At 34.2% G+C, this 14132-nt stretch carries 13 protein-coding genes; all 13 read left to right on the top strand.

What is annotated here, in order from left to right; genetic code table 11:
- Positions 1–174 precede the first annotated feature (174 nt).
- The 13 genes from CLAU_RS07815 to gcvH all read left to right on the top strand — a co-directional run bounded on the left by CLAU_RS07815 (position 175) and on the right by gcvH (position 14103).
- On the top strand, positions 175–951 hold the full coding sequence (locus CLAU_RS07815) for an ATP-binding protein (RefSeq protein ID WP_029170176.1): 777 nt from the start codon (positions 175–177) through the stop codon (positions 949–951).
- On the top strand, positions 952–2628 hold the full coding sequence (locus tag CLAU_RS07810; RefSeq protein ID WP_023162345.1) for a formate--tetrahydrofolate ligase: 1677 nt from the start codon (positions 952–954) through the stop codon (positions 2626–2628).
- 21 nt (positions 2629–2649) lie between these two features.
- The gene (locus CLAU_RS07805) at positions 2650–3282 is read left to right on the top strand and encodes a cyclodeaminase/cyclohydrolase family protein (RefSeq protein ID WP_013240368.1); all 633 of its coding nucleotides are present in this window, start codon (positions 2650–2652) and stop codon (positions 3280–3282) included.
- Positions 3283–3384: 102 nt separating this feature from the next.
- Positions 3385–4239, top strand: coding sequence for a bifunctional 5,10-methylenetetrahydrofolate dehydrogenase/5,10-methenyltetrahydrofolate cyclohydrolase (locus tag CLAU_RS07800; RefSeq protein ID WP_023162344.1), 855 nt, complete (start codon positions 3385–3387; stop codon positions 4237–4239).
- Positions 4240–4266: 27 nt separating this feature from the next.
- Positions 4267–4917 carry a methylenetetrahydrofolate reductase C-terminal domain-containing protein gene (locus CLAU_RS07795; protein WP_013240366.1) on the top strand — a complete coding sequence of 217 codons (651 nt, stop codon included), beginning with the start codon at positions 4267–4269 and terminating at the stop codon, positions 4915–4917.
- A 23-nt stretch (positions 4918–4940) separates the two neighbouring features.
- Complete coding sequence (locus CLAU_RS07790; RefSeq protein ID WP_023162343.1) at positions 4941–5822, top strand: methylenetetrahydrofolate reductase; 882 nt, start codon at positions 4941–4943, stop codon at positions 5820–5822.
- 34 nt (positions 5823–5856) lie between these two features.
- Positions 5857–7239: a dihydrolipoyl dehydrogenase gene (gene lpdA, locus CLAU_RS07785; RefSeq protein ID WP_029170175.1), complete on the top strand. Its 1383-nt coding sequence runs from the start codon at positions 5857–5859 to the stop codon at positions 7237–7239.
- Positions 7240–7377: 138 nt separating this feature from the next.
- Complete coding sequence (locus CLAU_RS07780) at positions 7378–8151, top strand: ATP-binding protein (protein ID WP_023162341.1); 774 nt, start codon at positions 7378–7380, stop codon at positions 8149–8151.
- Between the two features lie 18 nt (positions 8152–8169).
- A complete protein-coding gene (gene acsD, locus CLAU_RS07775) occupies positions 8170–9114 on the top strand; it encodes an acetyl-CoA decarbonylase/synthase complex subunit delta (RefSeq protein ID WP_013240362.1) in 945 nt (314 codons plus the stop codon).
- Between the two features lie 38 nt (positions 9115–9152).
- Entirely contained in the window at positions 9153–10505 is a 1353-nt protein-coding gene (gene acsC / locus CLAU_RS07770; RefSeq protein ID WP_023162340.1) for an acetyl-CoA decarbonylase/synthase complex subunit gamma, read from the top strand.
- A gap of 110 nt (positions 10506–10615) precedes the next feature.
- Positions 10616–11401, top strand: coding sequence for a carbon monoxide dehydrogenase/acetyl-CoA synthase methytransferase subunit (gene acsE / locus CLAU_RS07765; protein WP_013240360.1), 786 nt, complete (start codon positions 10616–10618; stop codon positions 11399–11401).
- Between the two features lie 45 nt (positions 11402–11446).
- Positions 11447–13573 (top strand): acetyl-CoA decarbonylase/synthase complex subunit alpha/beta, encoded by a 2127-nt coding sequence (gene acsB, locus CLAU_RS07760; RefSeq protein WP_023162339.1) that lies wholly within the window; start codon positions 11447–11449, stop codon positions 13571–13573.
- Positions 13574–13728: 155 nt separating this feature from the next.
- On the top strand, positions 13729–14103 hold the full coding sequence (gene gcvH, locus CLAU_RS07755; protein ID WP_023162338.1) for a glycine cleavage system protein GcvH: 375 nt from the start codon (positions 13729–13731) through the stop codon (positions 14101–14103).
- The last annotated feature ends 29 nt before the right edge of the window (positions 14104–14132 follow it).

The raw sequence follows: 14132 nt of genomic DNA, 5'->3' as shown, positions 1-14132 counted from the left end.
TTTTGAGAAGAATTTTAATTTATAGATGGTATAATGTAGAATAAAATTTATAATTTATCTACAAATACATAAATTATAAGGGAATATATTTGCAGATAAAAGTATATATTAAATTTGTGTTTTAAATAAATTATATAAAATGGTTGTTCAAAATGGGAGGGACTACATATGAAAATGAAAATGGCTATAACAGGTAAAGGTGGTGTAGGTAAAACTACATTTTCAGCGATAATGAGTAGAATATATGCAGAAGAAGGATATAATGTTTTAGCTGTGGATGCAGATCCTGATCCCAATTTGGCATTAGCATTAGGATTTCCTAAAGAGATAGCAGATGAGATTGTTCCAATTTCAGAAATGAAAAAGTTAGTAGCAGAGAGAACAAATTCTACTCCAGGATCCTTTGGAAAAATGTTTAAAATAAATCCTAAAGTTGATGATATACCAGAAAGATATTGTAAGGAATACAAAGGTGTAAGACTTTTAACTATGGGAACAGTTGATACAGGCGGAACAGGTTGTTTCTGCCCGGAAAATGTTTTGCTTAAAAAACTCACGTCACATTTAATGCTCCAAAACAAAGATATCGTCATAATGGATATGGAAGCAGGTATTGAACATTTGGGAAGGGGAACAGCACAAGGTGTAGATGTATTTATTGTTGTTGTAGAACCTGGAATAAGAAGTATACAGACGTTCAAGCATGTTAAAAAATTAGCTAAGGATATAGGAATAGAAAAGATATTTGTGGTAGCAAATAAAATTAGAAATAAGAAGGACGAAGAATTTGTATTGGAAAATGTAGATGAAAAAGAATGTCTTGGATTTATACATTATAGTGACACAGTTGGAAGTTCTGATAGAGTCAATCAATCTCCTTACGATTCCAATGAGGAAACTGTTAAGGAGGTAAAAAATATAAAACAAAAATTAGAAATGGGGGTTTTTTAAATGACTTATAAATCAGACATCGAAATAGCTCAAGAATGCACAATGAAGGACATTAAGGAAATTGCAAAGAAATTAAATATTTCCGAAGATGATATTGAATTGTATGGTAAATACAAAGCAAAGGTAAATTACAACTTGTTAAAGACTACACCTGGTAAGAATGGAAAACTTATATTATGTACAGCTATAAACCCAACACCTGCTGGAGAAGGAAAAACTACTACAGCAATAGGTGTAGCAGATGCATTAAATAGAATGGGAAAATCTGTTGTTGTTGCACTTAGAGAACCATCTATGGGACCTGTATTTGGTATAAAAGGTGGAGCTGCCGGCGGTGGATATGCTCAAGTAGTACCTATGGAAGACATAAACCTACACTTTACAGGTGATATACATGCACTCACTGCTGCTAACAATTTACTTGCAGCAATGATAGATAATCATATATATCAAGGCAATAAACTTAACATAGACCCAAGAAGGATTGCTTGGAGAAGATGCGTAGACATGAACGACAGACAGCTCAGGTTTGTAGTTGATGGATTAGGTGGAAAAGCCAATGGTACACCTAGAGAAGATGGATTTGATATAACAGTTGCTTCAGAAATAATGGCTATATTCTGTTTATCAAGTGACATAATTGATTTAAAGAACAGAATTGCTAAAATAGTTGTAGGATATACTAGAGATGGCAAGCCTGTAACAGCTCATGATTTAAAAGCTGAAGGAGCTATGGCAGCACTTCTTAAAGATGCATTAAAACCAAATCTAGTTCAAACTCTTGAAGGAACACCAGCATTTGTACACGGCGGACCATTTGCAAATATAGCTCATGGTTGTAACTCAATAATGGCTACTAGAATGGCTCTTCACTTTGGTGATTATGTAGTTACGGAGGCAGGTTTCGGTGCTGACCTAGGTGCTGAAAAATTCTTAGATATCAAGTGCAGAATGGCAGGATTAAAACCAGATGCAGTAATAATAGTTGCTACAGTTAGAGCATTGAAATACAACGGCGGAGTTCCAAAGGCTGACTTAAATAATGAAAACTTAGAAGCTCTTGAAAAAGGACTTCCAAATTTATTAAAACATGTAGAGAATATAACCAAGGTATACAAATTACCAGCAGTAGTTGCATTAAATGCATTCCCTACAGATACGCAGGCAGAATTAAAATTAGTAGAAGATAAATGTAAAGAATTAGGCGTAAATGTAAGATTATCAGAAGTTTGGGCTAAAGGCGGCGAAGGTGGAATAGAAGTTGCCAAAGAAGTGCTTAGACTTATAAAAGAAGAGAAAAATGACTTCCAGTTTGCTTATGATGAAAAATTACCAATCAGAGATAAAATAAGAGCAGTAGCTCAAAAGATATATGGTGCTGATGATGTTACTTTCACAAATCAGGCAGACAAAGAAATTGATGAGCTTGAAAAATTAGGATTTGGTAAAACACCAGTATGTATAGCAAAGACTCAATACTCCTTAACTGATGACCAGACTAAACTTGGAAGACCAACAGGATTTAATATTACAGTAAGACAGGTTACAATTTCTGCTGGAGCAGGTTTTGTAGTTGCAGTAACTGGTTCAATAATGAAGATGCCAGGCCTTGGAAAAGTTCCATCTGCTGAAAAAATAGATGTAGATGAAAATGGAGTAATAAGCGGATTATTCTAAAAACATTTAGGAGGAAACAATATGAAATTAGCAGATAAAAGTTGCACAGATTTTATAGAAGTTCTTGCATCTAAAGCTGCAACTCCTGGTGGAGGCGGAGGATCAGCTATTACAGGTGCTATAGGAATGGCACTTGGAGGCATGGTATGTAACCTTACAATAGGAAAGAAAAAGTATGCACAGTATGACGAAAAGGTAAAAGGCATACTTAAAAGATCTGATGAGCTTCAAGCAGAGCTTTTAAAGATGATGGATGCAGATGCAGAGTGTTTTCTACCTCTTTCAAAGGCTTATGGAATGCCAAAAGACACTGAAGAGCAGAAAAAAATAAAAGAAGAAACTCTAGAAAAGTGTCTAAAACAAGCATGCAGTGTTCCAGTAAGCATTGTTAAGCAAGCTTATGAAGCAATAAAACTCCATGAGGCACTTGTAGATAACTGTTCCAAACTTGCAATAAGTGATGTTGGTGTAGGAGTTCAGTGTCTAAGAGCTGCTATTATTGGAGCACAGCTTAATGTCATAATCAACATAAATTCTATTAAAGATCAGGAATATGTTAAAAAGGTAAAAGCGGAGACGGAACCTTTAGTTGAAGAAGGCATTAAGATTGCAGATAAGGTATATGAAAAAGTAGTTAGTGCACTTTCCAAATAAAATTATTATTCTCCAGAAGAAATTTTAATTTCTTCTGGAGGCACTTGTAAATTAGTTTAGTATGGTACAGATAGCTAATTTTAATATGAAGGAGATATAAGTATGGGTCAAATAATTAAAGGTAAACCAGTGGCAGATGCTATAAGTGAAACTTTAACTAAAGAAGTTAATGATTTAAAGGTAAAGGGTATTACTCCAAAGCTTACATTAGTAAGAGTTGGAGCAAACGGAAGTGACCTTGCTTATGAAAAAGGAGCTCTAAAAAAGTGCGAAAAAATTGGAATAGAGGCAGTCGTTAAAGAGCTACCAGCAGATATATCACAGGACAAGTTTATTGAAGAATTGAAAAAAATAAATGCGGACAAGACTGTAAATGCAATAATGGTATTCAGACCATTTCCTAAGCAATTAGATGAAAGTGTTATAAAGTATATAATCGCCCCTGAGAAAGATGTAGATTGCTTTAGTCCTGTAAATGTTGCTAAATTGATGGAAAAAGATATGACAGGTTTTGCACCTTGTACACCATCTGCGGTTATAGAAATCCTTAAGCATTATAAAGTTCCTATGAAGGGAAAAAATGCAGTTATAGTAGGAAGATCTATGGTAGTTGGAAAACCAGCGTGCATGCTGCTCTTAAATGAAAATGCTACAGTTACCGTATGCCATTCAAAAACTACTGATATGCCAAAGGTTTGTTCCCAGGCAGACATACTGGTAGTAGGCATAGGAAAAGCTAAAATGATAGATTCAAAATATGTAAAAGATGGTGCCGTAGTTATAGATGTAGGCATAAATGTAGATGAAAGTGGAAAGTTATGTGGAGATGTAGATACAGAAGACTGTGAAGCAAAAGCTTCAATGATAACGCCAGTTCCTAAAGGAGTAGGCTCAGTTACGTCATCTATACTTGCACAGCATATTGTAAAAGCATGTAAGTTACAAAATAACCTATAAACCTGTGAAATAAATGGAGGAATAAATATGATTATTTCAGAAAAAAAATCTTTTGATGAATTATTGGATTACCTTAAAGACAGTGAAAAAGTAATAATCACAGGATGTTCTTTATGCGCAACTACTTGTAAAGTAGGCGGAGAAGAAGAAGTATTAGCAATGAAAGCCAAGTTAGAAGAACAAGGCAAAAAAGTTTTAGGATATAAAATACTTGATCCTTCCTGCAATCTTTTAAAAACAAGAAAAGATTTAAAGTCCTTAAAAGCTGAATTGAAAGAAGCAGATGCAGTAGTATCCCTAGCTTGTGGTGATGGAACTCAAACTGTGGCCAAGTTAGTAAAGATTCCCGTTTATCCAGGTAATAACACTATGTTTATAGGTGAAGTAGAAAGAGTTGGACAATATGCAGAAGCTTGTAAAGCTTGTGGAAATTGCCAGCTTGGATGGACAGGGGGAATATGTCCAATTACAATGTGTGCAAAGGGACTTTTGAATGGACCTTGTGGTGGTGCAAGAGATGGTAAATGTGAAGTTGATCCTGAAAATGATTGTGCTTGGATATTAATATACAATAAATTAAAAGAACTAGGACAGCTCGATAATTTGACAGAATTAAGAAAGCCAAGAGATTATCAAATAAGTGCTCATCCTAGAAAAATAAATTTAAATGCTAAGTAATAATCAGAAGGGGGATTAAAAAAATGAGCTTATTGAAGGAAGCTTTTGAAAAGGGAGAGTTTGCAATTACAGCTGAAATGGCACCTCCAAAGGGAACGGATCTTTCTCATTTAATTGAATGTGCCAAAAAGATAAAAGGAAGAGTTCAGGGAGTTAATGTAACGGATTTTCAGTCTGCTACATTAAAAGCTACATCTTTAGCTACTTGTAAAGTATTAAAAGATGCAGGATTAGAGCCTGTATTTCAAATAACAGGAAGAGATAGAAACAGAATAGCAATTCAAGGAGAATTGTTATCTGCAGGTGTTTTTGGAATTGAAAATGTTTTAGCTCTTACTGGGGATTATACTGCTACAGGAGATCACCCTGGTGCAAAGCCAGTTTATGATCTAGATAGTGTTGGAATATTACAGGTGGCAAGCATTTTAAATGGTGGAAAAGACATGGGTGGAACTGATTTAAAAGGGAAACCAGATTTCTTTTTAGGGGCCTGTGTTACACCTAGATATGATCCGTTAGAGCTTCAAGTTATAAAGATGAAGAAGAAAATTAAAGCTGGAGCTAAATTCTTTCAAACTCAAGCTGTTTATGATATGGAAACTTTAAAGAAATTCAAAGAAGAGACTAAAGCTCAAGGTGTAGATGCTAAAGTTATGGTAGGCATAATACCTTTAAAGTCAGCTGGTATGGCTAAATACATGAATAAAAACGTACCTGGTATATTCGTACCTGATGAACTTATAGATAGAATGAAGAATGCTGAGGATAAAGTTCAAGAAGGCATAAAGATAGCAGGAGAATTTATAAAGGCCGTAAAAGAATCAGGACTTTGCGATGGAGTTCATATAATGGCAATTGGTGCGGAAGAAAATGTGCCATTAATATTGGATGAAGCAGGATTATAAAAATATAGGATTAAAAAATAAGGGGCGATTAGGAATGAAATTAGTTGTAATTGGTGGAGGACCAGGAGGATATGTAGCTGCACTGCAAGCTGCAATTTTAGGAGCAGATGTTACTGTAGTTGAGAAGAAAGCTGTAGGAGGAACTTGCTTAAATGTAGGATGTATACCTACAAAAGCACTGCTTGCTTCCACAGATGTTTTAAGCGTAATAAAAGGAGCATCAAAATTTGGAATTAATGTTGAAGGTGAAGCAAAACCTGATTTTGATGCAATTATGAAGAGAAAAGATAAAGTAGTAGATCAACTTGTAAAAGGCATAGAATATATGTTTGAACATAGAGGGGTAAAGCTTATAAGGGGAACAGGAAAACTTATAAGCAATAAAGAGGTAGAGGTTACAAAGCAGGATGGATCTAAAGAATCCATAACGGCAGATAAAATTATACTTGCTACTGGTTCTGTACCTGTTACACCTGGAGTATTCAAGTATGATGGTAAAAAGGTTATAACTTCAGATGAAGTTTTGAATTTAGAAAAACTTCCAAAGTCAATGATATTAGTTGGTGGAGGTCCTATAGGCTGTGAAATAGGATATTTCCTAAATAGTATGGGAGTAGAAGTTAAGGTAGTTGAAGCTCTTCCACATCTTGCACCACTTGAAGATGAAGATGTTGCAAAACAACTTCAGAGAATTTTCAAACAAAATAAGATTAAATATTTTGTAGGTGATGGTATAACTAGTGTAGAAGTTAAAGGTGATACGGTAACTGCTACATTGGGAAGCGGAAAAGTTTTAGAGGCTGAAACACTTCTCATAGCAGTTGGAAGAAGAGCTTATGCTGAAGGTTTAGGTTTGGATGATATAGGTATTAAAAAAGATCAAAAAGGAAGAATAATTGTAAATGAATATTTAGAAACTAATGTAGAGGGAGTTTATGCAATAGGTGATTTAATTCCTACTGCTGCTCTTGCACATGTAGCTGAAAGAGAAGGTATTGTAGCTGTTCAAAATGCAGTTTTAGATAAAAAGAAGAAGATGAGTTACAAAGCAGTACCTGGTTGTACATTTGTAGAACCAGAAATAGCTTCTGTAGGTATGAAAGAGAAAGATGCTGAAAAAGCAGGAATCCAGTACAAGGTTGGAAAATTTGACTTTAGGGGGCTTGGAAAAGCTCAAGCTATGGGTAAATTACAAGGATTTGTAAAGATTATTACAGACGAAAAGGACGTAATAATTGGAGCTGCTATTGTAGGTGATAGAGCAACAGATATGATTTCAGAACTAGGTGTTGCTTGTGAGCTTGGTTTAACAGCAGAACGAGTTGGTGAAGTTATTCATCCACATCCAACTTTATCTGAGGCAATGATGGAAGCTCTTCATGATGTACACAAACAATGTGTTCATTCTGTTGATTAAATTGTTTAATGTGTATAGGGCTATCGTGCCCTATACATATAATATATAATTAAAGATGTTTTCTACATAAGAGGCATAAAATTTATAATAGGCTTTTTATAAGTAATCTGAAACACAGCAATATAAGGAGGTTGTACTATGGGATATAAAATAGCTGTAGCAGGTAAGGGTGGTACCGGTAAAACTACTTTGACAGGTCTTTTAATAGATTATTTAATAAAAAAAGGTTCAGGACCTATTTTAGCAGTGGATGCTGATGCAAATGCTAATTTAAATGAAGTACTTGGAACAGAAATTGAAGAGACTATTGGACAAATAAAAGAAGATGTAAATAAAAAATCACTTGCAGGGGATAATTTTCCTGGAGGTATGATGAAAGCAGATTATTTAAAGTATAAATTAAATGCATCAGTAACTGAAGGAGACGGTTATGACCTTATTGTTATGGGAAGATCCCAGGGGCCAGGATGTTATTGTTATGTTAATGGAATACTTAAAGCACAAGTGGATTCACTTTCTGGTAATTATGATTACATAGTAGTTGATAATGAAGCGGGAATGGAACACTTAAGTAGAAAACTTATAGATCCTATTGATACTCTATTTCTGATAAGCGATTGTTCCAGAAGAGGTATACAGGCTGTTGGAAGAATAAAACAGTTAGTTGCTGAATTAAAGTTAACAGTTGGCCAAATCTTTCTTATCGTAAATAGAGCTCCAGAAGGTAAATTGAATTCAGGAATAAAAGAAGAAATAAAAAAGCAAGAACTGGATTTAGTAGGAGTTGTGCCGATGGACCAAATGGTCTATCAATTTGATTCAGATGGAAAAGCATTAGTAGAGCTGCCAGAGGATTCTTCATGCAGAAAAGCATTGAATGAAATACTATCAAAAATTCAATTTGAAAATTAAATTAAGGAGGCATACATTATGTTCAAAAAACCAACACAAAAATTTTCAGGCAAAATTGGTGAAGTTGAAATTGGAACAGGAGAAAAAGCATTAAAATTAGGAGGAGAATCAGTATTACCATTTTATACTTTTGATGGAGATACAGGAAATACCCCAAAAGTAGGTATGGAAATTTTAGATGTATATCCAGAAGACTGGATAGATCCTTTAAAGGACATATACAAGGATGTTGCAAAAGACCCTGTTAAATGGGCACAATTTGTAGAAGAAAAATATAGTCCAGATTTTATATGCCTAAGACTTATAAGTGCTGATCCAAACGGTACAGATGCTGCACCAGAAGATTGTGCTAAAACAGCTAAAGCAGTAGTTGAAGCTATAAAAACTCCATTAGTAGTTGCAGGTACAGGAAATCATGAAAAAGATGCAAAATTATTTGAAAAAGTTGCTCAGGAAACTGAAGGACACAATATACTTTTAATGTCAGCAGTAGAAGATAACTATAAGTCAGTAGGAGCTGCAGGTGTAATGGCTTATAATGACAAAGTTGTAGCTGAATCTTCAGTTGATATAAACCTTGCAAAACAAATAAATATTTTAATGAATCAACTTGGAATAGACAATACAAAGTTTGTTGACAACGTAGGATGTGCAGCAGGTGGATATGGTTATGAATATGTTATATCAACTTTAGACAGAGTAAAGCTTGCAGCACTTGGTCAAGATGATAAAACTCTTCAAGTTCCTATAATAAGCCCTGTTTCTTTCGAAGCTTGCAAAGTAAAAGAAGCAATGGATTCAGAAGAAGATTCACCACAATGGGGAAGTCAGGAAGACAGAACAGTTTCCATGGAAGTTGCAACAGCATCCGGAGTATTAGCATCAGGAACAGATGCTGTAATATTACGTCATCCAAAATCTGTAGAAGTAATTAGAAACTTTATTAAGGAATTATTAGGTTAATTAAAATTTATACTGGGATTAAATAAGGAGGATTAAAAATGGCTTTAACAGGATTAAATATATTTAAATTAACACCAAAAAAGAATTGTAAGGATTGTGGTTTCCCTACTTGTCTAGCTTTTTCAATGAAAGTAGCAGCAGGAGCTGTGGAAATAGGAAAATGTCCTCATATGAGTGACGAGGCAATGGAAAAATTAGCTGAAGCTACTGCACCAATTATGAAGACAATAACTATTGGTAAGGGAGATAATGAATATAAATTAGGTGGAGAAACTGTTTTATTCCGTCATGAAAAAACTTTTGTAAATAGAAATAGATTTGCAGTTGCATTTTCCGATAGTATGGATGATGCAGAAGTAGATGCTAAGATCCAACATATAAAAGATGTAGATTATGTTAGAATCGGTGAACAAATGAAAACCGAATTTGCTGCAATAAAATATGCAGGAAATAAAGACAAATATCTTGCTTTAATAAACAAAATAAAAGCAAGTGGAGTAAAAGTAGCTTATGCCCTAGTTTGTGAAGATGTAGCAGTAATGAAAGAAGCTCTTCCACTAGTTAAAGATGAAAATCCATTAGTTTATGGAGCTAATAAAGATAATTTTAAAGAAATGGTTGAACTTGTAAAAGGAGATAAATTAGCTTTAGGTGTAAAGGCAGACGGATTGGAAGCTCTTTATGGTTTAGTAGAAGAAATACAAAAATTAGGATATAAGAACTTAGTACTTGATCCAGGTGGAAAATCCATTAAAGAAGCTTTTGAAAATACAGTTCAAATTAGAAGAATAAATATTGAAGGTCAGGATAGAACTTTTGGATATCCTTCTATAATATTCCTAGATGAACTTACTAAAGCTGATAAATTTATGGAAGTAGCTTTATCTACATTATTTACTTTGAAATATGGTTCATTACTTGTTTTAAGTGATATGGATTATTCAAGAGCACTTCCTCTTTATAGTATAAGACAGAATGTATTTACAGATCCACAAAAACCAATGACAGTTGATTTGGGTATACATGGAATTAACAACCCAGATGAAAACTCACCAGTATTATGTACTGTTGACTTTGCTCTTACTTACTTCCTAGTTTCAGGAGAAGTTGAGAGATCTAAAGTTCCAGTATGGATGGTTATACCAGATGCAGGCGGATATTCTGTTCTTACATCTTGGGCTGCAGGTAAATTTACTGGTGCTGCAATAGCTGATGAAATAAAGAAATGTGGAATAGCAGAGAAGACTAAGAACAGAACTCTTTTAATCCCAGGAAAGGTTGCAGTTTTGAAAGGTGAATTAGAGGAACTTCTTCCAGACTGGAATATAGTAATTAGTAGTACAGAAGCTATGTTTATTCCTAAGTTATTAAAAGAGTTAACTGCTAAGTAAGAATTATTTAAGTAAAAAATAGGCAATAATTAAAAATTTTTAATTATTGCCTGACAATATAAATTAATACTAGTTTATAAAGATTAAGGTAAATAGGAGGTCATCTGAACATGGATAAATTTATGATCATAGGCGAAAGAATTCACTGCATATCTCCATCTATAAGGAAGGCTATTGAGGAGAGAAATCCTGAACCAATATTTAAAAGAGCAAAAGAACAATTGGATGCAGGAGCTAATTATCTAGATTTTAATATAGGACCAGCAAGAAAAGATGGAGAAGAAATAATGCAGTGGGGCGTTAAGGCTCTTCAAAGTGAATTTGACAATGTTCCACTAGCACTTGATACAACAAATAAGAAGGCTATAGAAGCAGGACTTAAAGTTTACAATAGAGAAAAAGGAAAACCTATCATAAATTCTGCAGATGCAGGAGAAAGAATTGGAAATATAGATTTAGCTGCAGAGTATGATGCTATGAGCATAGCACTTTGTGCAAAAGAAGGAATAACAAAAGACAATGATGAAAGAATAGCATATTGTACAGAAATGCTTGAAAAAGGTATGGGTCTTGGAATGGAGCCTACAGATTTACTGTTTGATCCATTATTTTTAGTAATAAAGGGCATGCAGGATAAACAAAAAGAAGTATTAGAGGCTATTAAATTAATAAGTGATATGGGTCTTAGAACTTGCTGTGGATTAAGTAATGTTTCAAATGGAGCACCTAAGGAAATAAGACCAATAATGGATGCAACTTTTGCAGCTATGGCAATACAATGTGGTCTTACTTCTGCAATAATGAATCCATGTGATAAGAGATTAATGGAGACAATAAAGACTTGTGATGTTGTAAATGGTGCTGTTTTATATGCAGATTCTTACTTAGAGTTGTAATTTAGAGTTATAATATATAATATTTTAAATTAGGAGGGGCTAAAAATGAATTTATTTCAAACTGTATTCACTGGTTCAAAGCAAGCTTTAGCAGCTGCTGAAGGCATAGTTAAGCAAGCTGTTGACGAGAAGGGTAGAGACTATAAAGTAGCATTTCCTGATACTGCATATTCATTACCAGTAATTTTTGCAGCTACAGGAAAAAAGATAACTAATGTAGGAGAATTAGAAGGTGCATTAGATATAGTAAGAAGTTTGATAGTTGAGGAGGAAATGCTTGATAAGCTTTTAAATTCAGGACTTGCAACAGCTGTTGCAGCAGAAATTATAGAAGCTGCAAAGTATGTTCTTTCCGATGCTCCTTATGCAGAACCATGTGTAGGATTTATATCTGACCCAATAATTCGTTCTCTTGGTGTACCACTTGTTACCGGAGATATACCAGGTGTAGCAGTTATATTAGGAGAATGTCCAGATTCAGAAACCGCAGCTAAAATTATAAAGGATTATCAATCAAAAGGTCTTTTAACATGCTTAGTTGGAAAAGTAATTGATCAGGCAATAGAAGGAAAAGTTAAGATGGGTCTTGACCTCAGAGTTATTCCACTTGGATATGATGTTACATCTGTAATTCACGTTGTAACTATAGCTATAAGAGCTGCACTTATATTCGGAGGAATTAAGGGTGGTCAGTTAAATGACATATTGAAATATACAGCAGAAAGGGTACCTGCTTTTGTAAATGCATTTGGACCATTAAGTGAACTTGTAGTTTCAGCTGGTGCAGGAGCTATAGCACTTGGATTCCCTGTATTAACTGATCAGGTTGTACCAGAAGTTCCTACATTGTTGTTAACTCAAAAAGATTATGATAAAATGGTTAAAACTTCATTAGAAGCTAGAAATATAAAGATAAAGATAACTGAGATCCCAATTCCAGTTTCCTTTGCAGCAGCATTTGAAGGTGAAAGAATAAGAAAGAATGATATGCTTGCAGAGTTTGGTGGAAATAAGACTAAAGCTTGGGAATTAGTTATGTGTGCAGATCAGGGAGAAGTTGAAGATCACAAGATAGAAGTTATAGGACCAGATATAGATACTATAGATAAGGCTCCTGGAAGAATGCCTCTTGGAATGCTTATTAAAGTAAGTGGAACAAATATGCAGAAGGATTTTGAGCCAGTGCTTGAAAGAAGACTTCACTACTTCTTAAACTATATAGAAGGAGTAATGCATGTTGGTCAGAGAAATCTTACTTGGGTAAGAATAGGTAAGGAAGCTTTTGAAAAGGGATTTAGATTGAAACATTTTGGTGAAGTAATATATGCTAAAATGTTAGATGAATTTGGTTCAGTTGTAGATAAATGTGAAGTAACTATAATAACTGATCCAGGTAAGGCTGAAGAATTGGAAGGCAAATATGCTGTACCAAGATATAAAGAAAGAGATGCAAGACTTGAATCATTAGTTGATGAAAAAGTTGATACTTTCTATTCATGTAATTTGTGTCAATCCTTTGCACCTGCACATGTATGTATAGTAACTCCTGAAAGACTTGGACTTTGCGGTGCAGTTTCATGGCTTGATGCTAAAGCTACACTTGAATTAAATCCTACAGGACCATGTCAGGCCGTTCCAAAAGAAGGCGTGGTTGATGAAAATTTAGGTATTTGGGAAAAAGTAAATGAAACTGTTTCAAAAATTTCTCAAGGTGCTGTAACTAGTGTTACATTATACAGTATATTACAAGATCCAATGACTTCCTGTGGATGTTTTGAGTGTATTACAGGTATAATGCCAGAAGCAAATGGTGTTGTAATGGTAAACAGAGAATTTGGTGCAACAACTCCTCTTGGAATGACATTTGGTGAACTTGCATCTATGACAGGTGGTGGAGTTCAGACTCCAGGATTTATGGGACATGGAAGACAATTCATAGCTTCAAAGAAGTTTATGAAAGGTGAAGGCGGACTTGGCAGAATAGTTTGGATGCCAAAAGAATTAAAAGACTTTGTTGCAGAAAAATTAAATAAGACAGCAAAGGAATTATATAATATAGATAATTTTGCAGATATGATCTGTGATGAAACTATAGCTACAGAATCTGAAGAAGTAGTAAAATTCTTGGAAGAAAAAGGTCATCCTGCATTAAAGATGGATCCAATAATGTAGTAAAATTTTTTAAGTACTTAAATGATAGTGACAGGAGCAGCTGTCACTATTGTTTTAATAAATGAATCATTAAGTTAGAGTGTAAGTCTGAAATTTTGTATAAGCCGTTTACTCATCCAATTATAAAAAATTTAATTTATAAAGGAGTGTTATTTATGAATTTCCCAAAAGAATTAAAGTATAGCAAAGAACACACATGGGCAAAGATTGAAGGAGACACAGCACTTATAGGCATAAGTGATTTTGCACAGGATCAACTTGGAGAGATATTATTTGTAGAAATGCCAGATGTAGGAGATGAAATTACTCAAGGAGTTTCTCTTGGAGTTGTTGAATCATCCAAAAAGGCTTCAGATGTAATATCTCCATTATCTGGAGAAGTGCTCGAAATTAACGAAAAACTAGATGATGAACCAGAATATATAAATGAGAATGCTTATGATGCATGGATAGTAAAAATAAAAGTAAAAGACAGTGGAGAAGTTAAAAGCTTAGTAGATGCTTCTGAATACGAAGCAGGTTTGAAATAAACAAAGGTTACTTTTCACAAGGAGGTATT

Source organism: Clostridium autoethanogenum DSM 10061, assembly GCF_001484725.1.
GTDB classification, from domain to species: domain Bacteria; phylum Bacillota; class Clostridia; order Clostridiales; family Clostridiaceae; genus Clostridium_B; species Clostridium_B ljungdahlii.
The sequence above is the reverse complement of the archived record's forward strand: the minus strand, read 5'-3'. Positions and strand labels throughout refer to the sequence as shown.